Annotated in this window: 18 protein-coding genes and 1 pseudogene; 12 read left to right on the forward strand and 7 right to left on the reverse strand. The window is 70.3% G+C overall.

Annotated features, from left to right (window positions below):
* Positions 1-28: 28 nt before the first annotated feature.
* A complete protein-coding gene (locus E1292_RS38815; RefSeq protein ID WP_132603281.1) occupies positions 29-310 on the reverse strand; it encodes a hypothetical protein in 282 nt (93 codons plus the stop codon).
* Between the two features lie 44 nt (positions 311-354).
* Between E1292_RS38815 and E1292_RS38820 the strand changes: the two genes are divergently transcribed.
* Positions 355-765, forward strand: a complete 411-nt coding sequence (locus E1292_RS38820; RefSeq protein ID WP_220447273.1) for an inositol monophosphatase family protein — start codon at positions 355-357, stop codon at positions 763-765.
* Positions 766-819: 54 nt separating this feature from the next.
* On the opposite strand, the gene E1292_RS38825 is transcribed toward E1292_RS38820, so the two are convergent.
* Positions 820-1,782, reverse strand: a complete 963-nt coding sequence (locus E1292_RS38825) for a LacI family DNA-binding transcriptional regulator (protein WP_165974974.1) — start codon at positions 1,780-1,782, stop codon at positions 820-822.
* Positions 1,783-1,862: 80 nt separating this feature from the next.
* Here E1292_RS38825 and E1292_RS38830 point away from each other — a divergent pair, with 80 nt between their 5' ends.
* From E1292_RS38830 to E1292_RS38840, 3 genes are all read left to right on the forward strand, one after another.
* Positions 1,863-3,020, forward strand: a complete 1,158-nt coding sequence (locus E1292_RS38830) for a trans-sulfuration enzyme family protein (protein WP_132603290.1) — start codon at positions 1,863-1,865, stop codon at positions 3,018-3,020.
* A 174-nt stretch (positions 3,021-3,194) separates the two neighbouring features.
* Positions 3,195-4,448 carry an ABC transporter substrate-binding protein gene (locus E1292_RS38835; RefSeq protein ID WP_132603293.1) on the forward strand — a complete coding sequence of 418 codons (1,254 nt, stop codon included), beginning with the start codon at positions 3,195-3,197 and terminating at the stop codon, positions 4,446-4,448.
* Positions 4,445-5,353: a carbohydrate ABC transporter permease gene (locus tag E1292_RS38840; RefSeq protein ID WP_220447274.1), complete on the forward strand. Its 909-nt coding sequence runs from the start codon at positions 4,445-4,447 to the stop codon at positions 5,351-5,353. Before E1292_RS38835 ends, E1292_RS38840 begins: the two co-directional genes overlap by 4 nt.
* Here E1292_RS38840 and E1292_RS38845 read toward each other — a convergent pair.
* Positions 5,317-6,579 (reverse strand): annotated as a pseudogene (locus E1292_RS38845) (RNA-guided endonuclease InsQ/TnpB family protein). The gene E1292_RS38840 and the pseudogene E1292_RS38845 sit on opposite strands and share 37 nt — an antisense overlap.
* A gap of 380 nt (positions 6,580-6,959) precedes the next feature.
* Here E1292_RS38845 and E1292_RS38850 point away from each other — a divergent pair.
* The 6 genes from E1292_RS38850 to E1292_RS38875 are packed head-to-tail and all read left to right on the forward strand — an operon-like array spanning position 6,960 to position 13,901.
* On the forward strand, positions 6,960-8,966 hold the full coding sequence (locus E1292_RS38850) for a serine/threonine-protein kinase (protein ID WP_246090627.1): 2,007 nt from the start codon (positions 6,960-6,962) through the stop codon (positions 8,964-8,966).
* A complete protein-coding gene (locus E1292_RS38855; RefSeq protein ID WP_132603302.1) occupies positions 8,963-9,820 on the forward strand; it encodes a protein phosphatase 2C domain-containing protein in 858 nt (285 codons plus the stop codon). The genes E1292_RS38850 and E1292_RS38855 overlap by 4 nt, the downstream gene beginning before the upstream one ends.
* Positions 9,813-11,102 (forward strand): vWA domain-containing protein, encoded by a 1,290-nt coding sequence (locus E1292_RS38860; protein ID WP_132603305.1) that lies wholly within the window; start codon positions 9,813-9,815, stop codon positions 11,100-11,102. The genes E1292_RS38855 and E1292_RS38860 overlap by 8 nt, the downstream gene beginning before the upstream one ends.
* A complete protein-coding gene (locus E1292_RS38865; protein ID WP_132603308.1) occupies positions 11,102-11,740 on the forward strand; it encodes an FHA domain-containing protein in 639 nt (212 codons plus the stop codon). Before E1292_RS38860 ends, E1292_RS38865 begins: the two co-directional genes overlap by 1 nt.
* Positions 11,737-13,098, forward strand: coding sequence for a GlnX family signal transduction membrane protein (locus E1292_RS38870; protein WP_132603311.1), 1,362 nt, complete (start codon positions 11,737-11,739; stop codon positions 13,096-13,098). Before E1292_RS38865 ends, E1292_RS38870 begins: the two co-directional genes overlap by 4 nt.
* Positions 13,095-13,901: a transporter substrate-binding domain-containing protein gene (locus E1292_RS38875; RefSeq protein WP_132603314.1), complete on the forward strand. Its 807-nt coding sequence runs from the start codon at positions 13,095-13,097 to the stop codon at positions 13,899-13,901. The genes E1292_RS38870 and E1292_RS38875 overlap by 4 nt, the downstream gene beginning before the upstream one ends.
* Before the next feature lie 46 nt (positions 13,902-13,947).
* Here the strand turns inward: E1292_RS38875 and rpoD are convergent, their stop codons facing one another.
* Together rpoD and dnaG are read right to left on the reverse strand one after the other, a co-directional pair.
* The gene (gene rpoD, locus E1292_RS38880) at positions 13,948-15,051 is read right to left on the reverse strand and encodes an RNA polymerase sigma factor RpoD (RefSeq protein WP_439331941.1); all 1,104 of its coding nucleotides are present in this window, start codon (positions 15,049-15,051) and stop codon (positions 13,948-13,950) included.
* A 559-nt stretch (positions 15,052-15,610) separates the two neighbouring features.
* Entirely contained in the window at positions 15,611-18,409 is a 2,799-nt protein-coding gene (gene dnaG / locus E1292_RS38885; protein ID WP_132603320.1) for a DNA primase, read from the reverse strand.
* A gap of 182 nt (positions 18,410-18,591) precedes the next feature.
* Between dnaG and E1292_RS38890 the strand changes: the two genes are divergently transcribed.
* A complete protein-coding gene (locus E1292_RS38890) occupies positions 18,592-19,479 on the forward strand; it encodes a M23 family metallopeptidase (RefSeq protein ID WP_165974975.1) in 888 nt (295 codons plus the stop codon).
* Here E1292_RS38890 and E1292_RS38895 read toward each other — a convergent pair.
* Together E1292_RS38895 and E1292_RS38900 are read right to left on the reverse strand one after the other, a co-directional pair.
* Positions 19,469-20,626: an NAD(P)/FAD-dependent oxidoreductase gene (locus E1292_RS38895; RefSeq protein WP_132603326.1), complete on the reverse strand. Its 1,158-nt coding sequence runs from the start codon at positions 20,624-20,626 to the stop codon at positions 19,469-19,471. The genes E1292_RS38890 and E1292_RS38895 overlap by 11 nt on opposite strands.
* Before the next feature lie 77 nt (positions 20,627-20,703).
* Entirely contained in the window at positions 20,704-21,924 is a 1,221-nt protein-coding gene (locus E1292_RS38900; protein ID WP_132603329.1) for a deoxyguanosinetriphosphate triphosphohydrolase, read from the reverse strand.
* An 80-nt stretch (positions 21,925-22,004) separates the two neighbouring features.
* On the opposite strand from E1292_RS38900, the gene E1292_RS38905 reads away from it, so the two are divergent.
* Positions 22,005-23,506 (forward strand): M48 family metallopeptidase (locus E1292_RS38905; protein WP_132603332.1); only part of this gene is annotated, 1,502 nt, incomplete at its 3' end.

Genomic DNA, 23,506 nt, shown 5'->3' on the forward strand with positions numbered 1-23,506 from the left:
GGGTGTTAACCCCCCGGTTCGTGCACCGTCAGACGCGTCTGACCTGCTCATCACAGTCGGCGACCAGCGTGGCGGCTCGTACGAGGGTCCCGCGACAGGCTCGGAGACTCCCTGTGAAACGAACCCTGACCGCCCTGGCCATGCTCGGCGCGCTCGCGGCGGCGGGCTGCTCCACCGCCTGCGGCAGCACCGGCGACACGCTGCGCTTCGCGGCCGTGCCGGTCGAGCAGAACATCGACCCCACCGCCGAGTACGAGGACATCATCTCCCTGATCGAGAAGAACACCGGCAAGAAGGTGGAGTTCGTCAACCGTCTGGCTGGAGACCGGCAGGAGTTGGTGGGCGCGGCGCGGCGTGCCGTCCCCGCTGCGTACGCCCGGCCGCACCGGGCTCGCGGGCGCCGCCGTCTCCCTCCTGCGCCCCCACCCCGCCGACCCCGGAGCCTCGGCGGCCTGGTGGGAGGTGGCCCGGCGGGCGGCCCGCGTGCGCATCCTGTCCACGAGCTGCCTGGAGGGCGCGCTGGTGGCCCAGGGCGCGACCGACGCGTTCGCCGACGCCGCCACCGACACCCACCGCCTGGTGGACCTCGCCGCCTCGGTGGTGCTGGCGGAGGCGGCGGGCGGCGGGGTCAGCGACGTCTTCGGCCGCCCGATCACGCTCGACACCGACCTCACGAAACGCTGGAGCGGCATCGTGGAGGCCACCCCGGACCTGGCCGACGAGCTCGCCGAGACCCTCCGCGCCGCCTTCCGCGCGGGCTCGTAGGCGGGCGGCGGCGGCCGGCTGGTGGCGGCGGGGCGCCCTGCGCGGCGAGGCCGGTCACGGGGGCGGGACCTCGCCGGAACCCCTCGCCACCAGCTCCACCGGCACCTTGACCCTCCGGGGCTCCTGGGACGGGTGCAGCAGGAGGTCGACGGCGCTGCGGGCCAGGCGGGTGACGTCGTAGCGGACCACCGTCACCCCCGGGTTGAAGACGCCGGCCAGCGCGAAGTCGTCGAACCCCACGTACGCGGGCCGCTCGGGCCGCTCGCGCAGCGCGTGCAGGATGCCGATCGCGGCCCGGTTGTTGGTGGCGAACAAGGCCGTCGGGGGGTCGGCCAGGTCGAGGAGCCTGCCGACCTCGTACGACACCCGCCACGGGTCGAACACCCCCCGCACCACGAGCGCGTCGTCGGCCCGCACCCCGGCGGCGCGCAGCGCCTGGCGGTAGCCGGTCGCGCGGTCGTGCACGGAGCTGACGCCGTCGTCGTCGGAGATCAGGCCGATCCGGCGGTGACCGCCGGCGAGCAGGTGCTCGGTCGCCGCCCGGCCGCCGCGCACGTCGTCGAGCATGACGACGTCGGCCGCCTCCAGGCCTAAGGGCACGCGGTCGACGAAGACCGTGGTGAGGCTCGCGTGCCCGGCCAGCCAGGCGTGGTCGGCCGCCGACGGGACGACGATGAGGGAGTCGACGCCGCGCGTGTACATGGACTCGATGAGCATGCGCTCCTTGTCGGGGCTCTCCTCGTACGAGCCGAACACCACCAGCGCCTCGTGCTCCGCCGAGGCGGCCTCGACCGCGGCGGCCAGGCGGGAGTAGAACTCGTTGGAGATGTTCTCCATCACCAGCCCCAGCGTCAGCATGGTCGCGCCCCTGGCCAGGCGGGCGGCGGCCTCGTTGCGGCGGTAGCCGAGCGTGCTGATGGAGGTCTGCACCCGCTGCCGCAGCGACGCCCTGACGTGCGGCTCCTGGTTGACGACCCGGGAAACGGTCTTGAGGCTGACGCCCGCGTGCCTGGCCACGTCGGCCATGGTCGGCTTGCGCGTGTTCGCTCGCGGGCTCGGCTCCTCAGTCCGTTCCCTCGCTGTCATAGTGTGCCCCCATGGATGACGAATGGATCTGTGGCCGGTTGGGTGAGGACGAGCCGTGGATGCTGGGCGCGGTCAACCCGCCGGTGTTCGAGAACTCGTTGTTCGCGTTCGCGACGGCGGAGGAGCTCGGCGAGGCGGTCAGGAACGAGGACGAGCGCTACGTCTACTGGCGGGGGACCAACCCGACGGTCGATCTCGCTCAGCGTAAGCTGGCCGCGCTCGAGCGGGGAGAGCGGGCCAAGTGTCTCGGCTCGGGCATGGGGGCCATCGCGGCGACGATCTCGTCGCTGGTGTCGGCGGGCGACCATGTGCTGGTGCTGGGCGCGGTCTACGGGCCGACGACTCAGTTCCTGCGCTATCTGGAGAAGTTCGGGGTCACGCATACGCACGTGGACGACCTCGCGGGGTGTGACAGCGCTATCAGGGCGAGCACGCGCCTACTCTACTTCGAGTCGCCGTCGTACATGGCCTACGCCGTGGTCGACATCGCCGAGGTGGCAGGGTGGGCGCGGGAGCGCGGGCTGGTGAGCGTGATGGACAACACCTGGTCCACGCCGATCTTCCAGAAGCCGCTGACCATGGGCGTCGACCTGGTGGTGCACTCGCTGTCGAAGTACGTCGGCGGGCACAGCGACCTGGTGGGCGGCGTCGTGGTGGGGCCGTCGCGCCTGATCCGGCCGCTGGCGCTGACCGAGTACCAGCTCTACGGCGCCGCCATGTCGCCGCACGACGCGGCCAAGGTGATCAAAGGGCTGCGGACGCTGCCCGTGCGGATGGCGGCGCACCAGGAGCGGGGGCTGGCGGTGGCGGCCTTCCTGGAGGGGCATCCGGCGGTGCGGGAGGTGAACCATCCGGGGTTGCCGTCGCATCCCGGGCACGCGACCGCGCTGCGCCAGATGTCGGGGTTCTCCAGCCTGTTCAGCTTGGCGCTGAACACGGACTCCCCTCAGGAGGTCGCGAATTTCCTCGACAAACTGCGATATTTTAGGATTGGTGTGTCGTGGGGAGGCTTCGAGAGCCTGGTGAACGCACCCGCGCTCTCCACGGAGGAAAGCGTACGCGCCACCATGGGCATCCCCGTCGGTCTCGTCCGGCTCTCGGTCGGCCTGGAACCCGCCGACGAGCTGATCAAGGACCTCGGCCAGGCCCTGGAGGGATCGCTTACCTAGACGCGGCCCCTGTCGGCGGGCGTTTCGGCCGCAGGGCCGCCGGTCAGGGTCGACGGGCGGTCCGACGGACGGGCCGGTGGACGGGCCGGTGGACGGGCACCGGCGATTGACCGCTGAACGCGGCTGACCATAGCGTGACTGACAGCGCTGTCTAGAACACGCGGGAGACCTGCCATGAAAACCCCCCTCCTGGCGGCCGCGGTCGCCGTCACGCTGGCGCTCGCGGGCTGCGGCTCCGGCTCGTCCTCGGGAGAGGTACGGCTGCGCATGATCGAGAGCCTGACCAGCCCCGACCGCACGAAACTGATCAAGAAGCTGATCGCCGACTTCGAGGAGGCGAACCCCGGCATCGAGGTGGAGTTGATCTCGCCGCCGCTCGACAGCGCCGACCAGAAGATCCTGCAGATCCTGCAGACCAAGAAGGACCTGGACGTGCTGGAGGTCCGCGACCACACGGCCAAGTCGTTCTCCAACAACGGCTGGCTGGCCGAACTGCCCACCACCGGCTGGTCCGGCTGGTCCGACCTGACCGAGCTGGCCCAGAAGAAGGCGGTCGAGGTCGGCGGCAAGCCCTATCTCATCCCGTACGGCTTCTACCAGCGCACGCTGTTCTACCGTACGGACTGGGGCATGAGCCGGCCGCCGACCACGTGGCAGGAGCTCTACGAGGCCGGCAAGAAGATGACCACGGGTGACCGGTTCGGCTACTCGTTCAGGGGCGGCAAGGGCGGCGCCGACTACGCGGTCATGATGATCAGCGCGTACAACGGCGAGGCCCTCGACCCCGAGAAGTCCTTCTTCCTGAAGGACAAGCGCACGATCTTCGCCACTCCCGAGGCGGCCGAGGCACTCGAGCTCTTCGTCAAGATCTTCAAGGAGACGTCACCGCCCGACTCGGTGTCGTGGGGTTTCCCCGAGATGGTGCAGGGCTTCACGTCGGGCGTCACCGGCATGCTCATCCAGGACCCGGAGGTGATCAAGTCGGTGGAGGAGAGCGGCGTCAAGGCCTGGTCCACCGCCCCCATTCCCAAGGGCCCCACCGGCTACGCCTTCCAGCCCGTCGGCTACGCGGGGTGGGGCGCGACCTCCTTCAGCAAGCACCCGAAGGAGGCGGTCAAGCTGGTGCAGTTCCTGTCGGAGTCCGAGCAGAGCATCGCCTTCGCCAAGGGCAACTCGCTCATCCCGATCTCCAAGCAGGCCCAGAACGACCCGCAGTTCTCGCAGGGCGCGTGGAAGGCGTACCTGGAGGCGCAGCAGGACCCCAAGCAGGTGATCACGATCAGGCCGGTGGACTATCCGGGCTGGAGCCAGTTCACCGTCGACTCCGACCGTGACATCCAGGCGCTGATCACCGGCAAGAAGACGGTCGCCGAGGTGCTCAAGTCGTGGGACGCCTTCTGGACGGACCAGGCGAAGAAGGTCTCTTGAGCACGGCACGCACCGCCGCGGGACGCACCTTCACGATCCGCAGGGCGCGGTTCATCCTGCTGTGCCTGCTGCCCGGCGTGGTGTTCGTGGCCCTGTTCACGTACTACCCGATGATCCGCGGCGCGGTGATCGCCTTCCAGCGCTACAACCTGTACGACCTGACCTCGACGCCGTTCACCGGCCTGGAGAACTTCCGGGCCGTGCTGGCCGAGGACCGGTTCTGGACGGCGCTGCGCAACACCGGCACGTGGGTGGTCGTGTCGCTGTTCTTCCAGTTCTTCCTCGGCTTCGGGCTCGCGCTGCTGCTGCGCAGGCACTTCCGCGGCCGCGGCCTCTACCAGGCGTGGGTGTTCTTCCCGTGGGCCATGTCGGGGTTCCTCATCGGGCTGCTGTGGCGATGGATGTTCAACGGCCAGTTCGGCGTGATCAACGACCTGCTGCTCAAGGCGGGCGTCATCGACGAGCGCATCGGCTTCCTCGCCACCCCCGGCTGGGCGATGACCTCGGTGATCGTGGCCAACATCTGGTACGGCGTCACGTTCTTCGCCATCATGATCATGGCCGCGCTGCAGTCGGTGCCCCGCGACCTCTACGAGGCGGCCTCCGTGGACGGCGCCTCCCGACTGCGGCAGTTCTGGCACGTGACGCTGCCGCACATCCGGCCCACGCTGGCCCTGATCGTGCTGCTGCGCATCATCTGGATCCTGAACTTCCCCGACCTCATCTACTCGATGACCGGCGGCGGCCCCGCGGGCGGCACCGACATCATCACGACGTTCCTCATCCAGCAGGTCATCGGCGGCGACTACGGTCGTGCGGGCGCGGTCGGCCTGCTCGTGCTCGGCCTGCTGCTCGCCTTCAGCGTCTTCTACCTCAACGCCACCCGATTCGAGAAGGCCCGTTGACTTCCTCCCCACGGCTGAAGCCGGGGGATTCCAACCGTCGCCGGTTGGTCTTCCTGCTTCACCGCCAGTCGCCCGCCGGGCTTGCGCCCTTGAGGTCTTACACCAGCTCCACAGGCGTTTCAGCTCTCCGCCAGCCCGGCGGCGAGCACGTTCTTGGCCGCGTTCACGTCCCGGTCGTGGACCGCGCCGCAGGCGCACGTCCACTCCCGGACGTTCAGCGGCATCTCCTCCTGCAGCGTCCCGCACCGCGAGCACAGCCTGGAGGAGGGCAACCAGCGGTCCACCGCCACGAGCGTGCGCCCGTACCAGGCCGCCTTGTACTCCAGCATCGACCGAAACTCGCGCCAGGAGGCGTCGGAGACGGCGCGCGCCAGCGAGTGGTTCTTGACCATGTTGCGGACGGTCAGGTCTTCCACGGCGATCACTTGGTTCTCGCGAACAAGCCGTGTCGTGACCTTGTGCAGGTGATCCCTTCTACGGTCGGTGATCCGGGCGTGGACGCGGGCCACCTTCAGGCGGGCCTTGGCCCGGTTGCTGCCACCCTTCTCCTTGCGGGCGAGCGCCCGCTGCGCCTGGGCCAGCCTGCGCCGATCGCGACGCTCGTGACGAGGGTTGACGATCTTCTCGCCGGTCGACAGGGTCGCCAGCGCCGTGATCCCGGCGTCGATCCCCACGTGCGCCGCGACAGGCGGCAGCGGGCTGATCTTCTCTTCGACCAGCAGGGACACGAACCAGCGCCCAGCCGCGTCCTTCGACACCGTGACCGTGGACGGCTGCGCACCCTCGGGAATCGGGCGCGACCACACGATGGTCAGCGGCGCGTCCATCTTCGCCAGCGTCAACCGCCCGTCGCGCCACCGGAACGCCGACCGGGTGTACTCAGCCGACGCCCGCGCCTTCTTCTTGTTCTTGAAGGTCGGATACTTGGCGCGTTTGGCGAAGAAGTTCGCGAATGCCGCCTGAAGGTGGCGAAGCGCCTGCTGCAACGGCACCGACGACACCTCCGACAGGAAGTCGTGGTCGCCGCTGCGCTTCCACTCGGTCAGCTTGGCCGACGAGTCCACGTAGGAGACGCGACGACCTCCGAGAGTGTAGGCGCGGGTGCGTTCTTCCAGGGCTTTGTTGTAGACGAGGCGGACGCAGCCGAACGTCCGGGCAAGCTCTTCGGCCTGCTCGGGGGTCGGGTGGAAGCGGTACTTGTAGGCCCGCTTCACGATCTGCGCCACGAATCACATCTTACAACAAGATCGGGTAAGAATCGTGCGTCTGTTCGATTTGCGGCGCTGTGCCGCGTTTCCTCCCCAGGGCTGAAGCCCGTGGTCTCCACGCTTAAGGAGATTCGATGACCCGCTGCGCGCAGCCCGGCTGCACGGGAAGGATCGAGGAGGGATACTGCGACTGGTGCGGCACCGCCGAGAGCCCGCCGCGGCCCGCGCCTGCGATGGCGCCCGGGTCAGCGCCCTCTTCAGCGCCCCCTGTGTCCCCTTCCGGGCCCGCGCAGGGATCCGCTTCCGGGCCCGCGCAGGGATCCGCTTCCGGGCCCGCGCAGGGATCCGCTTCCGGGCCCGCGCAGGGATCCGCTTCCGGGCCCGAGTCCGCTCCGGTGGTGACCCAGCCGGTGAGCAGGTCGATGAGCGGGCCGACGGGCAGCAGCGGCAGGTCGCGGGCCGGCGTGCTGGCCACCATCGCGGACCTGCCGTCGGTGCCCTACCGCGACCCGGCCACGGCGGTGATGGCCGACCCCGAGGTGCCGGAGAACAAGCGGCGCTGCGCCAACCCGGCGTGCGGGAAACCGGTGGGCCGCTCCAGGAGCGGCCGGCCGGGCCTGACGGACGGGTTCTGCCCGCACTGCCGTACGGCGTTCTCGTTCACCCCGAAGCTGGGCAAGGACGACCTGGTGGCCGGCCAGTACCGCGTGCTCGGCTGCCTGGCGCACGGCGGGCTCGGCTGGATCTACCTCGCCTCCGACGAGAACCTCGACGGCCGGTGGGTCGTGCTCAAGGGCCTGCTCAACACCAACGACGCCGAGGCGCTGGCGGCGGCCGAGGCCGAGCGGAAGTTCCTCACCACCGTCGACCACCCCAACATCGTCAAGATCTTCAACTTCCAGCGCTCGGCCGGCCTCGGCTACATCGTCATGGAGTACGTGGGCGGCCAGTCCCTGCACGAGCTGCGCCGCCAGGGCCCGCTGCCGCTGCGCGAGACCCTCATGTACGGCAGAGAGATCCTGCACGCGTTCGGCTACCTGCACGAGCACGGCCTGGCCTACTGCGATCTCAAGCCCGCCAACGTCATAAGGGTCGGCAAGCGGCTCAAGCTCATCGACCTGGGCGCGGTGCAGCCCATCGGCTCGCCGCCCGGCTCGTCGTGGGCCACGGTCGGCTACCACGCCCCCGAGCTGGAGACCCGGCCGACGTCGGTCGCCTCCGACCTCTACACCGTGGCCAGGACCCTGGCCGTCCTGGCGATCCCGGGCTTCAGCCCGGCCAAGGACGGCGTGGAGGTCCCGCTGCCGGTGGACTGCGGGCATCCGTCGTTCACCCGGCTGCTGCGCAAGGCGACCGCCGCCGATCCCGCCGACCGGTTCCAGAGCGCATGGGAGATGGAGGAGCAGCTCGTCGGGGTGCTGCGGGAGATCAGCGCCATGGAGGAGGGGGTGCCGTACCCGGCGCTCTCGACGTTGTTCGGGCCGGAGCGTACGGCGGTGGGAACGGCGCTGTCGGACGCGCACGACGAGGTGTTCGAGCCGCTCGATCCCGCGGCGGTCGCGACGGCCTTACCCGTGCCGCTGGTCGATCCGGCGGACCCGGCCGCCGGATCGCTGGCCGGGCTGCTCGGCCGCGACAGCGGGACGCTGATCGACCAGCTCGCCGCGATGCCGCAGACCCCCGAGACGAAGCTGATGCGCGCCAGGCTGCTGGCCGAGCGCGGCGCGGCCGAGGCGCGCGACGTGCTCGACGAGCTGGCCGCGGAGCTGCCAGGCGACTGGCGGCTCACCTGGTACCGCGGGGTGCTGGCGCTGGCCCTGCGCCAGGAGCAGGTGGCCGTGTCCATGTTCGACGCCTGCCTGTCGGAGCTGCCGGGAGAACCGGCGCCGAAGCTGGCGCTGGCCTTCGCGCTGGAATACGCCGGCAAGCCGGCCGCCACCTGGTACGAGTGCGTCTGGCGGACCGACCACTCCTGCGTGAGCGCGGCGTTCGGGCTGGCCAGGACGGGCCGGACGAGCGTGCTCGACGAGGTGCCCGCCACGTCGTTCTACCGGGTCGCGGCGCAGGTGGCGCTGGCCGCGTCGGTGGTGCGGAGGCCCGACCTGAGCGGGCTCACCGCCGCCGACCTGACGGGCGCGGTCGAGCGCGTGGCCGCCCAGGCCGACCTCGATCCGCGCCGCCGCGACCTGCTCACCGCCGAGCTGCTCGGCGCGGCGCTGACCTGGCTGGAGACGAACAAGCCGCCGGCGAATGGGCAGCTCGCGGGCGCGCCGTTCACCGGGCCGGGGCTGCGCAGGCGCATCGAGTCCATCTTCCGCAGGCTCGCCGGGGCGGCCGGCTCCCGCCAGGAGCGCCACGCGCTCATCGACCAGGCCAACGCCGTACGACCGAGGACGTGGGTGTGACAGATCCCCAGACCGGCCAGCACGACGCACCGGGCGCCGCCTGCCCCGTGTGCCAGGCCTCCGTGCTCGAAGGCGACGTCTACTGCGAGGCGTGCGGCCACGCCCTCGGCTCCCCGGTGTGCGCGTTCTGCGACGCCGCGGCGGTCGACCCCGAGGGCTACTGCGAGCGGTGCGGCCTGCGCCAGCCCACCGACAGGGACCACGCCGAGATCGTGCTCGTCGGCGGCGCGGCGGCCGTCACCGACAGAGGGCTGCGCCGCAGCCGCAACGAGGACGCGATGGCCCTGCTGGCCTCCGGCGGCGCGACCGTGACCGTGGTCTGCGACGGCGTGGGCAGCTCGCCCAGAGCCGACGAGGCGTCCGAGGTCGCCGTCGAGACCGCGGCGGCCGCGCTGGCCAGGGGGCTGTCGTCGGAGGAGGCGTTCGACCTGGCCGGGCGGGCGGTGAGCAAGCTCGCCACCTCCGTGCACGACGCGCCTGCCTGCACGTACGTCTCCGCCGTGGTCGAGCCGGGCCGCGTGACGCTCGGCTGGGCGGGCGACAGCCGCGCGTACTGGATGCCCGACGGGACGCCGCTGACCACGGACGATGCCGTGCCGACCGGCGAGATCACCGCCTGGCTGGGCGCCGACGCCGTCGGCGTCACGCTCAACGTGCGAACGTTCACCCCGCGCGGGCCCGGACACCTGCTCGTCTGCAGCGACGGCCTCTGGCGCTATCTGGACGGCTACGCCTTCCCACGCGCGGGGTCCCCGCTTGACCTGGCACGCGAGATGTTGCGCCACGCGCTGGACTCCGGCGGCCAGGACAACGTGACCATTGTCGTGATCCCCTTAGGAGAAGCACATGAGTGACCAGGCCGCTTTCACGTTGACCATCGACCAGAACAAGTACCTTCCTCTTGACGGGCGCGAGGTGCACGCCATCCTCACGGTCGGCTCGACCGGCGGCCTCACCACGCAGGCCGTCCCGGCGGAGGCCGCCGAAGTGATCATCGTGGACACGTCGGGCTCGATGAGCGGCTCCAAGATCCGCGAGGCCAGGCAGGCCGCCGTCACGGCCGTGCAGACCTTGCGTGACGGCGTCTACTTCTCGGTGGTCTCCGGCACGGGGAGCGCCAAGGTCGTCTACCCGAGTGGCAGAACGCTGAGCCTGGTCCAGGCGAATCCGGCCACCAGGGCCGAGGCGGCCAAGGCCGTCGACAGGTTGCTCTCGTACGGCGGCACCGCCATGGGCGAGTGGCTGAAGCTGGCCGGGCACCTGCTGTCCACCCGCCCCCAGGCGATCAAACACGCGCTGCTCATGACCGACGGCCAGAACAACGAGCGCGCCGACGTGTTCGCCTCGGTGCTGTCGGCGTGGAGCGGCAAGTTCGTGTGCGACTGCCTGGGGATCGGCGCCGACTGGGCGCCCGCCGAGCTGCGCAAGGTGGCCGAGGCGATGCTCGGCACGTTCGACTACGTGCGCGACCAGGGGGACCTGCCGGAGTATTTCCGCCGGCTCACGCAGGCGTCGATGAGCAAGACCGTGGCCGACCTGTCGCTGCGCGTGTGGGTGCCGCAGGCCGCGCGGCTGATGTTCGTCAAGCAGGTCGACCCGGTGCTGCTCGACCTGACCGGCAAACGCGCCGACGTCAACCCGCTGACCGGCGACTACCCGACGGGCTCCTGGGGCGCCGAGGAGCGCAAATACCATATTTGCGTCGAGGTGCCCCCCGGGCAGATCGGGCAGGAGATCAGGGCGGGCTGGGTCAAGCTCGTGCACCCCGACACCCAGGACGTCCTGGCCAGCGGCAACGTGCTCGCCCAGTGGACCGACGACCTGGCGCTGTCCACCCAGATCAACGGCAACGTCGCCCACTACACCGGCCAGGCCGAGCTGCACGACCTCATCCAGGACGGGCTCAGCGCCCGGGCGATGGGCGACGTCGAAACCGCGACGGCCCGCCTGGCCAAGGCGAGGGACCTGGCCGGCGCCTCCGGGCGCGAGGACACCGCCAAGCTGCTCGACCGGGTGGTCGAGGTCGATCCGGCCACCGGCACGGCCCGGCTGCGTAAGAACGTGGACAAGGAGGACACGATCGAGCTGGACACCGGCTCCGTCCGCACCAGCCGCCTGCGCAGGGAAGAAAGCTGATGGCGACCTGTCCGCAAGGGCACCCGTCCGGCGCCGACGACTACTGCGACGTGTGCGGCACGCAGATGGCGGAGGGCTCTCCGGCCCCCGCCGCGCCCCAGCCGCCGGCCCAGGAGAGCCCCGGCGCCGAGAGCTGCCCGGTCTGCCAGACGCCGCGGGCCGGACAGTTCTGCGAGGTGTGCGGCCACGACTACAGCGGCGCCGCCGGCGCCGTCCCGCTCCCCGTGGCCGGGGCCCTGTGGGAGGCCGTCACCGCCGCCGACCGCGCCTACTACGAGAAGGTCATCGCCGAGGGCGGCCCCGACGCCGACGCGGTGGCGTTCCCGCCGTACTGTCCTGAACGCTCGTTCGGGCTGCACGGCGAGCAGGTCCGCATCGGGCGGCGCAGCAAGGCCAGGAACCTGGCTCCCGAGATCGACCTGACCGGCCCGCCCGAGGACCCGGGCGTCTCCCACCTGCACGCCGTGCTGCTGGCCCAGCCGGACGACTCGTGGATGCTGGTCGATCCGGGCTCGTCCAACGGCACCCAGGTGAACGGCAGGCCGCTCCAGGTCAACGTGCCGGTCAGGATCGGCCCGGGCGACCGCATCCACCTGGGCGCCTGGACCGTGATCACCATCAGGGAGGGCACGCCGTGACCCTCGTGCGGGCCCGGCCGGGCGGCCCGTTACCCGTGGAGCGCGGCGTACCCGGTCGCATCCGGGTCATCTCCGGCATCACCGTCGCCTCGCTGGCGCTGCTGTTCGTGGCGCTCGCCGTCGGCAGCTCGGCGGCCCGCGACGGGCTGCAGGTCATCGGCCGCGACGCCGGCCCGCAGGTCGTCGCCACCGCCGGGCTCTACCTGGCGCTGAGCGACATGGACGCGCAGGTGGCCAACGTCCTGGTGATGGGCGACGGCTACCCCCGGGAGCGCGAGGCCGCGATCACCCGCTACGAGCAGCAGCGTTCCGTCGCCAACCAGGCGCTGCTGAAGGCGTTCGAGTTGTCCGGCGACAACCCGGCGGAGCGGCGGACCGTGCAGTCGGTGCTCGACGGGCTCGGCCGCTACGAGCGGCTCGCCGGGCAGGCGCTGCTGCTCGACGAGCGGTCCGGGCACGCGCCTGGACCGCCGCCCGACGAGGTGGTGCGGGCCTACCGCGACGCCACCGACCTGATGCGCCAGGTGCTGCTGCCGCAGGCGTACAACCTGACCTTGGAGAACGGCACGATCGTACGGCGCACCTACGACGAGAAGGCGTTCACGGTGCCCCTCGTGCGCGACGCGGTGGTGGTCGCGGGGGTGGTCGCGATCGGCTGCCTGATCTGGCTGCAGATCTTCCTGGCGCGGCGGTTCCGCCGGGTCTTCGGGCCCGCGCTGGTAGCCGCCACGCTCACCACGGCGGTCGCGCTGATGTCCGGGGTGGGCGTGCTCGGCCAGGACATGCAGGCGCTGCGCACCGCCAAGTCGGACGGCTTCGACTCGGTGCTGACCCTGGCCAAGGCGCGCGCGATCAGCAACAGCATGCAGGGCGACCAGAGCCGCTACCTGCTCGACAAGGAGCGGGCCGACACCTACGAGCACACGTACCTCGACAAGTCGATGTCGGTCATCTACTTCGAGGCGGGCAACCTGGACGCCTACCACCGCAAGGTGACCACCGGCTCGAAGGACTTCCTCGGGCTGCTCGGCCCCGAACTCGTCGGCAAGGAGGGCCTGGACGCGATGGAGGCATACCGCGACTTCCAGGCCGCCGACGTGAAGTTCCGCCGGCTGGTGCTGGGCGGCCAGGCCAACGAGGCGGTCGCCGAACGGCTCGGCCCGGTCACCAGCACGTTCACCGCCTACGACGAGGCGCTGCTCGAACTCGCGGAAACGCACCAGGGCGTCTTCAAACGCGCGATCGACAGGGGCGAGAGCGCGCTGAACACCCTGTGGCTGCTGCTTCCCTTCGCCATCGGCGCGATCGGCCTGCTGGTGATCGCCGGAGTGTGGCCCCGACTCAAGGAGTACCGGTGAAACGGGCGCTGGCAGTGGTGCTGGCCGTGGCCGCGGTCCTCGTGACCGGCTGCGGCATGAGCGACCAGGAGTCGATCCTGGACAAGGACGAGATCGTCATCGGGGTACGCCCCGACCTGCCGCTGGTCGGGTTCCGCAGGGCCGACGGCCGGTTCGAGGGCTTCGACGTCGACGTGGCCCGCTACGTCGCCGGCAAGCTGGACAAGGAGTTCATTTTCCTGCCCACGCTGGCGGCCGCCCGCGATGACGTGCTGGTCGACGGGCGGGCCGACATGGTGGTGGCGACGTACACGATCAGCCAGGACCGCAAGGCGAAGGTGTTGTTCGCCGGGCCGTACCACATCTCGTACCAGGACATCCTGATCCGGGCCGACGAGACGATCAAGAACGTGCGCGACCTGGAGGGCCGCCGGATCTGCGAGGTCACGGGCGCGAACGCGGCCAAGCGCGTCGTGGAGGAGCGGAAGGTGGCGGCGCGGGTCGTGCCGTTCCCCGACTACCGGCGGTGCCTGGCGGCGCTGAAGAGCAACCAGGTGGACGCGGTCACCACCAACGACGTCATCCTGGCGGGGCTGGCCGCGCAGGACGGCTCGGGGCTGCGGCTGGCCAACGCGCAGTTCAACGAGCAGCGCTCGGGCATCGGCCTGCCCAAGGGCGACGTGCCCGCCTGCGAGGCGGTCAACCGGGCGATCACCGACATGTACCAGGACGGCACCGCCGCGAAGCTGCTGAAGAAGTGGTTCGGCAAGTCGGGGCTGGACCTCGACACGATCGCCGTGCCGCAGTTCGAGGGCTGCTCCTGAGCATGGGACGGGCCCGGGCACGCTCGCCCGGGCCCGTTCCCCTGGATCAGTCCAGGTAGTCCCGCAACATCTGGGCGCGCGTCGGATGGCGGAGCTTGGCCAGGGTCTTCGACTCGATCTGCCGGATGCGCTCCCGCGTGACGCCGAACTCCCTGCCCACCTCCTCCAGCGTGCGCGGATGCCCGTCGGCCAGGCCGAACCGGAGCTGGATGATGCGCTGCTCGCGGTCGGACAACGTGGCCAGGATGTCGTCGAGCTGGTCCTGCAGCATGATGAAGGCCGCGGCCTCCATCGGCACGACCGCGTCGGCGTCCTCGATGAAGTCACCGAGGTCGGAGTCCTCCTCGCCGATCGGCGACTGCAGCGATACGGGTTCCTGGGCGATGCGCTGGATCTCCACCACACGATCGACAGGGAGGTCCATCTCCTTGGCGATCTCCTCGGGAATCGGCTCGCGGCCGAGGTCCTGGTGGAGCTGGCGCTGCACTCGGACCAGCTTGTTGATCGTCTCCACCATGTGCACCGGAATGCGGATGGTGCGCGCCTGGTCGGCGATGGCCCGCGTGATCGCCTGCCGGATCCACCAGGTCGCGTAGGTGGAGAACTTGTAACCCTTCGTGTAGTCGAACTTCTCGACCGCCCGGATGAGCCCGAGGTTGCCCTCCTGGATCAGGTCCAGGAACAACATGCCGCGGCCCACGTACCGCTTGGCGATCGACACCACGAGCCTGAGGTTGGCTTCGATGAGCCGCTGTTTGGCCCGGGTGCCCTGCCAGACGAGCTCCCTGAGCTCCGGGAAGGCCAGACGCGAGACCCCGTTGGACAGCCTGTCCTCGGCGAACAGACCGGCTTCGATCGACTTGGCGAGCTCCACCTCCTCCTCGGCGGTCAGCAACGGCACGCGGCCGATCTCCCGTAGGTAGATACGGACGAGATCGCTGGTCGGCGCCCGCTTGCCTACGTCTTCCTCATCGGCGCGGGCAGGCTCCTCGTCGCCCTGGGGCTCGAGGACCTCCACGCCATTCTCGGCGAGCATCCGCACGACGCGTTCCAGCGCGTCGGACGGCAACTCGGATCGGTCAAGCGCGGCTGCGACGTCATCGACGGTTACGCTCCCGCGCTCCCTTCCTTTCGCGACGAGGTCCGCCACCTGATCTACCGATGGCGGTCCGCTTGGCAGCACCGATGCACCCACGGGAGACAGTCTGCAGTATTGGTTCCATCAAATGGCAGACCCATTTTTGTCACCGAAGGTAAGGCCACCGTCCTTACCGAAATGAGATCGCCTAAAGGTTTGGGCCGAGTTTGATCAGGAAAGTAAAGTCAATTACGCGGTCTGGATTCACGCGCCCGGCGACGCCGCCAGCCGGACGCACCTCTTTCGCTGCCCCGACACACCACCCGCTGTGCTCCGCCGCCGTTTGGACCGCGCCACATTCCCCGGTCAACCGCCCGGTTGTCCAGCCAGCGATCGCAGCCGAACCGTTATCAACGACAGCCGTGACACGCCCGGATTTCCATGATCGGAGCGGGGCACGCGGCTCGTCGCCACCGGCCCGTCAGGCGGCACAGGCGCCACGGACGCCCTCTCAGCTCCCCGCGAGCCGGTCGCGCAGGCCGCCCTGTCCGCGAGCCGCGCGGGGCGGTCTGCCCGCGAGCCGGTCGCGCGGGGCGGTCTAGCTGCCCGCGAGCCGGTCGCGCAGGGCGGTCTAGCTGCCCGCGAGCCGGTCGCGCAGGACCCTGCGCTGCTGTTCCAGCGCCACCAGCTCCCCGAACAGCTTGTTGTACTCCTGCTGCTCCTCCACCGGGTTGAGCCGCTGGATCCGCGACTTCACCTGCGCGATGGCCCGATCGACCGGCATGGCCTCGACCGCCGCCATGATGTCGCGGGCATAACGCTCCTCGGTGTGCGCGTCCGTCTGGATCGCGTCCACCGCGAACCGGGTCACCAGCGCCCTGGCCCCCTCCTCGTGAGCGTGCTCCAGCAACCGGTCGACCCACTCCCGCCCGCCGTGCCCCGCCGCGGCGACACCCCCGGCGGCGGCGATCACCCTGTGCAGCATCGCGTGGTCGGGCGTGGTGAACGCCTGCGCGTCGAGCGCGTCGAAACGCGGCCCCAGCAACGCCGGCCGCTGCACGGCCAGCTTGAGCAGCTCGCCCTCGACCCGCACGCTGGGATCGACGGGCGCCGCCTTGGGGACCCGCCGGCCGCGGCCCTGCTGCGCGCCCGACACCTCGGAGATGCGCTGCATGACGAACCGCTCGTCCATGAAACCCAGCCACCGGTCGAGGTCGATGGCGTAGCGCTTGCGCAGCCCCACGTCCTTGATGCCGGCCACGATCGGGGCGGCCGCGTCGAGAGCGGCGATCTTGCCCTCGTTGCTGCGCAGGTCATAGCGCGAGATCGTGCTCCTGATCGCGAACTGGAACAGCGGCTCCCTGCTCGCGATCAGATCGCGCACAGCCGCGTCGCCCTGCTTGACCCGCAGATCGCACGGGTCGAGCCCGTCGGCCTGCACCGCCACGTAGGTCTGGGTGACGAACTTCTGCTCGTCGGCGAACGCCCGCAGCGCCGCCTTCTGCCCCGCCGCGTCGCCGTCGAAGGTGAAGATCACCTCACCTCTGAACTCGGCCTGGTCGAGCAGGAACCGCCGCAGGATCTTGATGTGCTCCTCGCCGAACGAGGTGCCGCAGGTGGCCACGGCGGTCGGCACGCCGGCCAGATGGCATGCCATCACATCGGTGTAGCCCTCGACGATCACCGCCTGGGAGCGCTTGGAGATCTCCCGTTTCGCGAGATCGATGCCGTAAAGCACCTGGCTCTTCTTGTAAAGCGGCGAGTCAGGCGTATTCAGATATTTCGGACCATCGTCGGAATCGAGCAACTTTCGTGCGCCGAACCCGATCACGTCGCCCGTGGCGTCCCTGATGGGCCAGATCAACCGCCCGCGGAACCGGTCGATCGGCCCCCGCCGCCCCTCCTTCGCCAAACCGCCCTTGACCAGCTCGTCGGCGGAGAACCCGCGCCCCATGAGATGGCGGACGAGCGACTCCCACTCGGCCGGCGCGTATCCCACCCCGAACGTCTCCGCGTCGGCCCGCTCGAACCCCCGCTCCGACAGGAACCGCCGCCCGGCCGCCGCGTCGGGGCCCAGCAGCTTGTCGGCGTAGAACTCGGCCGCCGCGCGGTGCGCCTCGACCAGCCTGGCCCGCTCGCCGTGGTCGCGCCTCGGGACGTAGCCGCCCTGCTCGTACTGCAACTGGATGCCTGCCCGCTGCGCCAGCCGCTCGACCGCCTCGCCGAAGGACAAATGCTCGATCTTCTCGACGAACGTGATGACGTCGCCGCCTTCGGTGCAACCGAAGCAGTTTCCGGTCAATATATTGTCTTCCAGGACAAACGCGTGCCCATGGTCGACAGTGGCGCAGAAGACTTCCTCAACTCGATCGGTCTCCTCGACCGACTGCACCAGCCACTCTCGCCGGGCGAATGCCTTCGCCGTGCCGGTGAACCTCAACCGATGATCGTCGATCAGGAAGAAGTCTTCGGTGAGATCCTCATTGATGAGGTGCACCCGGAAGAGCGAACGGGAATCCCTTCCCGGAAACCCCTCTCCGACCTGCTCGGCGATCCCGTACGTGCCGATCCCGAGCCGGGTGCAGGCGGCTCGGACGAATTCCAGGGTCGCCTTGTCCGCGCAGTTCAGCATGACCGTGCCGTCCTCGGCGACATGTCCGTCAGCGGCCAGGTAGCCCGCGAGCCAGCCGTACAGGTAGGGCACGGACTCGTCGAGCGAGGGAAGCTCCTTGAAGAAGCGCGGCAGGTGATGGACCAGGAGCTGCCTGCTCTCTCCCGAAGACCCGCCTACGCTTTCCGTCACGTAGCTGAGAGGGAACCACTTGAGCAACTGGGCGTCCTTGATGGCGTCGAGCGTCGCCCTGCTCCCCGTGGCCGCTCGCGTGCCGTCACCGAAGGTGATCCCGTGCGCTATGCCGAAGGGCGACGGAGTGCGCTCGATGCGGGTGCCCGGGAACACCGAGACCAGCCGATGGCGCGGCTTCAGGTCTCTGGTTATGACTTCGGCCCGCTTGTCCTGCCTTCGCCCGGATCGTACGAACCAGCGATGCTCGGGCGTGGCGAAGATCTCCTTCCGCTGCCCGTCGCGGCTCAACACGATCTTCATGAGCGGCTGGACGCCGAACGACATGAAGGGCGCGTCCACCCACGTGCCGTCGGAGGCGAGCACCCGATGTGTCCCGCCCGCGAGCTCGGCGATGGGGCGCACACCCTCCCAGGTCATGACCCTGGTCTCCGCCGCCAGGCAGTAGAACATCCCGCGCTCGGGGGTGACGTTGAACGACGGGCTCTTCTCGTCGTGGAACGGGCACAGCCCCTTGAGGTTGCCGCCTCCGGCGTTGCGCAACTGGATGTGCTCGCCGATCACGTCGGCGATGGGTGAGCGCTCACGAACGAGCGCGATGTCGACATCACGGATCCGGCCAGCCACGCCCGTGAGTCTATTCCGCCCCACCGACGGTTCCCGCCCCCGCGGCGCGCACCCCGACGCGTGCAGCTGGGGGAAGAGGGGCATTACCTGTGGGTTGCTAAAGCAGGAAAGCCGCTGTACGCGGCCCCCTGGTCGGCTACAAAGGTAAAGGTTGTCGGGAAACGGTGGCACAGGTGGAGACCATGCATTCGGGGCATATCGCGCGATGGGCGGCCGTCATGGGCGCCGTGCTGCTGACCGGCGCCTGCAGCCAGGCGGCCGGCCTGGCCGGCGTCGGCGCCACCCTGCGCTCCGCCGCACCCTCCGGCCCCGCGACCGGAGCAGGCACGGCCGCCTCACCCGCGGACCCGACGCCGACGCCGACCGCCGGGAAGCAGGCCGACGTGGAGCCGCCCGAGGGTGACGACCCGGTGAAGGTGCCGCCGCCGAAGTTGTCGAAATACACCTACACGTTCCCCGTCAAGGGCTGCGAGGTCACCTACTCGCGCAAGCTGCTCGTGCTGCCCAAGACGACGATCTGGGCGCAGCAGGGGTGCGCGTTCGTGGCGCCCGTCGCGGGCGTCGTGGACGAGGTGAACACCAGGAACAGGTGGCGCCCGTCCACGGACGCGGGCGCCGACCGCGAGGGCAGGTTCGTCACGATCATCGGCGACGACGGCGTGCGCTATCTCGGCGGGCACCTCGACACGGTGGCCGACGGCATCAAGCCGGGCGTCCGCGTCAAGGCCGGCCGGCTGCTCGGCCGGGTGGGCAGGTCGGGCAACGCCCGGGACACCGCCACCAACCTGTATTTCGCGATCTCGTGGAAGACCGGCCCGAAGTTCTGGTGGGTGCGCAGGGGCATGGTCAAGCCGTGGGACTACCTCGACGCCTGGCGTACGGGCAACCGTACGCTCTCCCCCAGGGAGGAGACGCTGGAACTGCGCGGGAAGCTCGGGGAGACGCCGCGCTGCACCGTGCTGTGCGCGTCGAAGCCGCAGAAGCCGAAGACGACGCCGCAGGCGGCCAGGAGCGAGCCGCCGTCCGTCGATGACGACGGTGACGGCGGCGTGGTCAGCGTCACCCCGTAGGCAGCTCCTTCTGGTCGACGACGGCGCCCGACCTGATGAGGGCCTGGATGTCGTCCACGACGTCCCAGGTGTTGACGTTCATCCCGGCGATCACGCGTCCGCCGCGCAGCCAGTAGGCGATGAACTCCAGCTTGTCCGGGTCGCCCCGGTAGACGATCTCGTCGTAACCCTCGACGTCGCCGGAGAACTCCATGCCGAGCTCGTACTGGTCGGTGTAGAAGTACGGGATCGGGTCGTAGGTGACGTCCTGGCCGAGCATCGACCTCGCGGCGGCGGGGCCGCCGTGCAGGGCGTTGGCCCAGTGCTCGACGCGCACGCGGCGGCCGTACACGGGATGGAAGTGCTCGGCCACGTCGCCGGCGGCGAACACGTCGGGGTGCGAGGTGCGCAGGGCGGCGTCCGTGAGGATGCCCTGGCCGACGTCGAGGCCGGCGTCGCGGGCGAGCCAGATCTCGGGGGCGGCGCCGATGCCGACGACGACGAGGTCGGCCGTGAGCCGCTCGCCCGAGCTGAGCCGCACGCCGGTGTCGGTGATCTCCGCGGCGGCGGTGCCGAAGCGCAGGTGCACGCCCTTGCGGGCGTGCAGGCGGGCGAACAGGTCGCCCAGTTCCGGGCCGAGCGCCCGGTTGAGCGCGGTGGGCTCGGGCTCGACGACGGTGACCTCACAGCCGGCCGTGCGGGCCGCGGCCGCGGTCTCGAGCCCGATCCAGGACGCGCCGACGACCAGCACCTTGGCGCCGGCGGCGAAGCGTTCCTTGAGCGCGTCGCTGTCCTGGACGGTGCGCAGGTAGTAGCCGGGTCCCGGCAGGCGCCTGGGGACGGCGCCGGTCGCGAGGAGCAGCTTGTCGTACGGCTGCCGCGACCCGTCACTGAGCCTGACCAGGTGGTGGCCGAGCTCGATGCGGGTGACCCGCCGGCCGAGCCGCAGGTCGACGTCGTTGTCGGCGTACCACTCCGGCGGGTGGACGTAGATCTTGTCTCGTTCGCTCCTGCCGCTCAGGTAGTCCTTGGACAGGGGCGGTCTCTCGTAGGGCCGCTCGGCCTCCGCGCCGATCAGCACGATCTCGCCGTCGAAGCCCTCCTCGCGCAGGGCCTGCGCGGCCTTGGCTCCTGCCAGCCCGGCGCCGGCGATCACAAATGTGGCCATGGCCGCAGTATCCGCCCGCCGGGGTCACCGGGGGAAGCGGGTTGGGTCAGGTGGCCTGGCTCATCGGGAAAGCCCTGTCACCGGGTGAGCCTCCTGTGCCAGGCCACCGCCGAGGTGTCGGTGAGCGAGGCGATCTGGTCGATCACGACCCTGGCGCGGGCCGCGTCGTCCGGGGCCTCCTGGTACGCGGGCCGGAAGGCGGGCTCCAGCGTGCCGGGCGCGCCGCGGGTGATCAGGCCGGCCAGTTCGGTGATGAGGTCGCGCTGCCTGGCCTGGTTGGCGTGGTGGTCCTTCGTGGTCATGACGTAGTGGGCGACGACGCCTTTGAGCAGCGCGCACTCCAGCCGCGTGGCCGGCGGCACGACGAGGTCGGCGCGGTGGCGGATGCCGTACACCTCCTTGGTGGCGGCCTGCGCCGAGCGGCAGAAGCGGCCGATGAGACCGCTGGTGAGGGCTTTGAGACCGGCCAGGTCGGCGAGCGTGCCCGTGAAGCTGCGGGGCCAGAGCGGGTCGGCGATCAGTTTCGCGAAGACGGCCTCCAGCTCGTTCAGGTCGGCGCCGGGGGCGTACCAGGTGCGGGTGATCTCGCACACCTGCCTGCGCTCCTCGGCCGACAGGAGCGCTTCGGGGGTGACGTGGCCGAGGTGCAGGGCGTCCTCGAGGTCGTGGACGGAGTAGGCGACGTCGTCGGCCCAGTCCATGATCTGCGCCTCGAAGCTCACCCGCCCCGCAGGCGCGCCCTCCCTGATCCACTCGAACACGGGAAGATCGTCGTCGTAGACGCCGAATTTGGGAGACTTGTCACATGTCCATGGGTATTTGATCGAGGCGTCCAGCGCCGCCCGGGTCAGGTTGAGACCGGCGCTCCTGCCGTCCTCGGTGAGCACCTTGGCCTCGAGCCTGGTGAGCAGGCGCAGGCTCTGCGCGTTGCCCTCGAAGCCGCCGCACGACTCCGCCAGCGCGTTGAGCGCCACCTCCCCGTTGTGCCCGAACGGCGGGTGCCCCAGGTCGTGCGCCAGGCAGGCGGTCTCCACGAGGTCGGGGTCGACGCCGAGGGTGGCGCCCATCTCCCTGCCCACCTGGGCGCATTCGAGCGAGTGGGTCAGCCGGGTGCGCGGGATGTGCTGGCCCCCGCCGAACGTCTCGCCGGGACCGACGACCTGCGTCTTCGCGGCCAGCCTGCGCAGCGCCGCGCTGTGCAGCACGCGGGCCCGGTCACGCTCGAACGCGGAGCGTTCCGGATTGCCGGGAGGTTCCGGAACCCATCGGTCCTGGTCGTGTTCGTCGTAGTACGACATTGGTGCAGCGATTTTATCCAGTTTCCCGTCTCCGCTAGTGTCGAGCCTCGCGAGTACCCCTTCCCCGGGAGCCCTCCCCCATGACGACAGCGTTCCGAGCGGTGCTGGCTTTCACCCTGCTCGCCGGCTTCTACGTTCTGGTCGGTCTGATCCTCGCCGCGGCGGTCTTCTTCGACGTCCTCTTAGTGGTCGACTTCCACGTCAACCTCATCAAGTTCGCGGCCGTGCTGACCCTGGCCGCGCTCGCGCTGCTCCGGGCCCTGATCATGGTGAGCCGCCGCCGGGGCGGCGAGCAGCCCGGCGTCCCGGTCACGCGCGAGGACGAGCCGGTGCTGTGGCAGACGGTCGAGGAGCTCGCCCAGCGCGTACGCACCGCGCCGCCCGACGAGATCCGGCTGGTGGCGGAGGTGAACGCGGCCGTCTCGGAGGACACGCGGTTCCTGGGCATGAAGGCGACGCGGCGGCGCATGTTCGTCGGGCTGCCGCTGCTGCAGACGCTCACCGTGGACGAGTTGCGCGCGGTGCTCGGGCACGAGCTCGGCCACTACAGCGGCGCCCACACGCGGCTGGGCGCGCCGGTCTACCGCGGGCGCGTCTCGCTGATCGCCACCGTGCAGGGCCTGCGCAACCACCCGTTCGTCCAGCGCCTGTTCACCTGGTACGCCAAGCTCTACCTGCGGGTGTCGCAGGCCGTCTCCCGCAAGCAGGAGCTGGAGGCCGACCAGTTCGCCGTCGCGATCGGCGGCCGGCAGGCCATGGCGGGCGCCCTGCACAAGATCCACACCACGGCGATCGGCTGGGACCAGTACGTCAACGCGTACCTGTCGATGACGGGCGCGGGCGGCACGCGGCCCGCGTCGGTGTTCGGCGGCTTCCACGCCTTCATGAGCGACGCGGAACGGCAGGCCGAGCTGGCCAGGCTGAGCGATCAGCCCGAGGAGGCCTCCCCGTACGACTCCCACCCGAGCCTGGCCGACCGCCTGGCCGCCATCGAGCGCCTGCCGGAGCCGCAGCAGGTGCCCGACCCCCGCTCTGCCCTGACCCTGCTGCGCGACCCGAACGTGGCCGTGCAGGCGGTCGAGCAGTCCATGTGGTCGCCCGAGGCGCTGCTGACGCTACGGGCGGTCTCGTGGGAGGAGCTCGTCGCGCACGGCATGTACACCACCCGCAACGCTGACGCCCTGCGCGACCTGGCGCTGGCCGGGCAGCAGGTGATGGGGGCGTCACGGCCGTACCTGGACGCCGCCTTCGAGGCGATCGCGCGGGGGCGGCAGGCGGAGCTCGAGTACAAGCTGCGCGAGCTGGGCTGGAACCCGTCGGACACCCTGCTGGCCGGGGTGCTCGGGCAGGCGCTCGAGGCCGTCCTCATCCAGCTCGGCGAGGCCAAGTGGACGCTGTCCTGGTCGGGGCCCGCGCGGCTGCTGTTCGACGACGGGGAGGAGGTGGCGTTGTCGGAGTACGCGGCCCGGGTGGCGGCCGATCCGTCGGCGGTGGGCGGGCTGCGGCACTGGCTGGGCGACCACGGCATGCGCCACGACTACGTCCCCGTCGAGGAGCCGCCCCCGCCGGACGCCCTGCCCAC

Source organism: Nonomuraea deserti, assembly GCF_004348685.1.
Classification (GTDB): Bacteria; Actinomycetota; Actinomycetes; order Streptosporangiales; family Streptosporangiaceae; genus Nonomuraea; species Nonomuraea deserti.

Coding starts and splice junctions, on each gene's coding strand:
- E1292_RS38865 (WP_132603308.1), top strand. CDS start 11,102: ATGGCGACCTGTCCGCAAGGGCACCCGTCCGGCGCCGACGACTACTGC.
- E1292_RS38830 (WP_132603290.1), top strand. CDS start 1,863: ATGGATGACGAATGGATCTGTGGCCGGTTGGGTGAGGACGAGCCGTGG.
- E1292_RS38895 (WP_132603326.1), bottom strand. CDS start 20,626: ATGGCCACATTTGTGATCGCCGGCGCCGGGCTGGCAGGAGCCAAGGCC.
- E1292_RS38835 (WP_132603293.1), top strand. CDS start 3,195: ATGAAAACCCCCCTCCTGGCGGCCGCGGTCGCCGTCACGCTGGCGCTC.
- E1292_RS38860 (WP_132603305.1), top strand. CDS start 9,813: ATGAGTGACCAGGCCGCTTTCACGTTGACCATCGACCAGAACAAGTAC.
- E1292_RS38890 (WP_165974975.1), top strand. CDS start 18,592: ATGCATTCGGGGCATATCGCGCGATGGGCGGCCGTCATGGGCGCCGTG.
- E1292_RS38900 (WP_132603329.1), bottom strand. CDS start 21,924: ATGTCGTACTACGACGAACACGACCAGGACCGATGGGTTCCGGAACCT.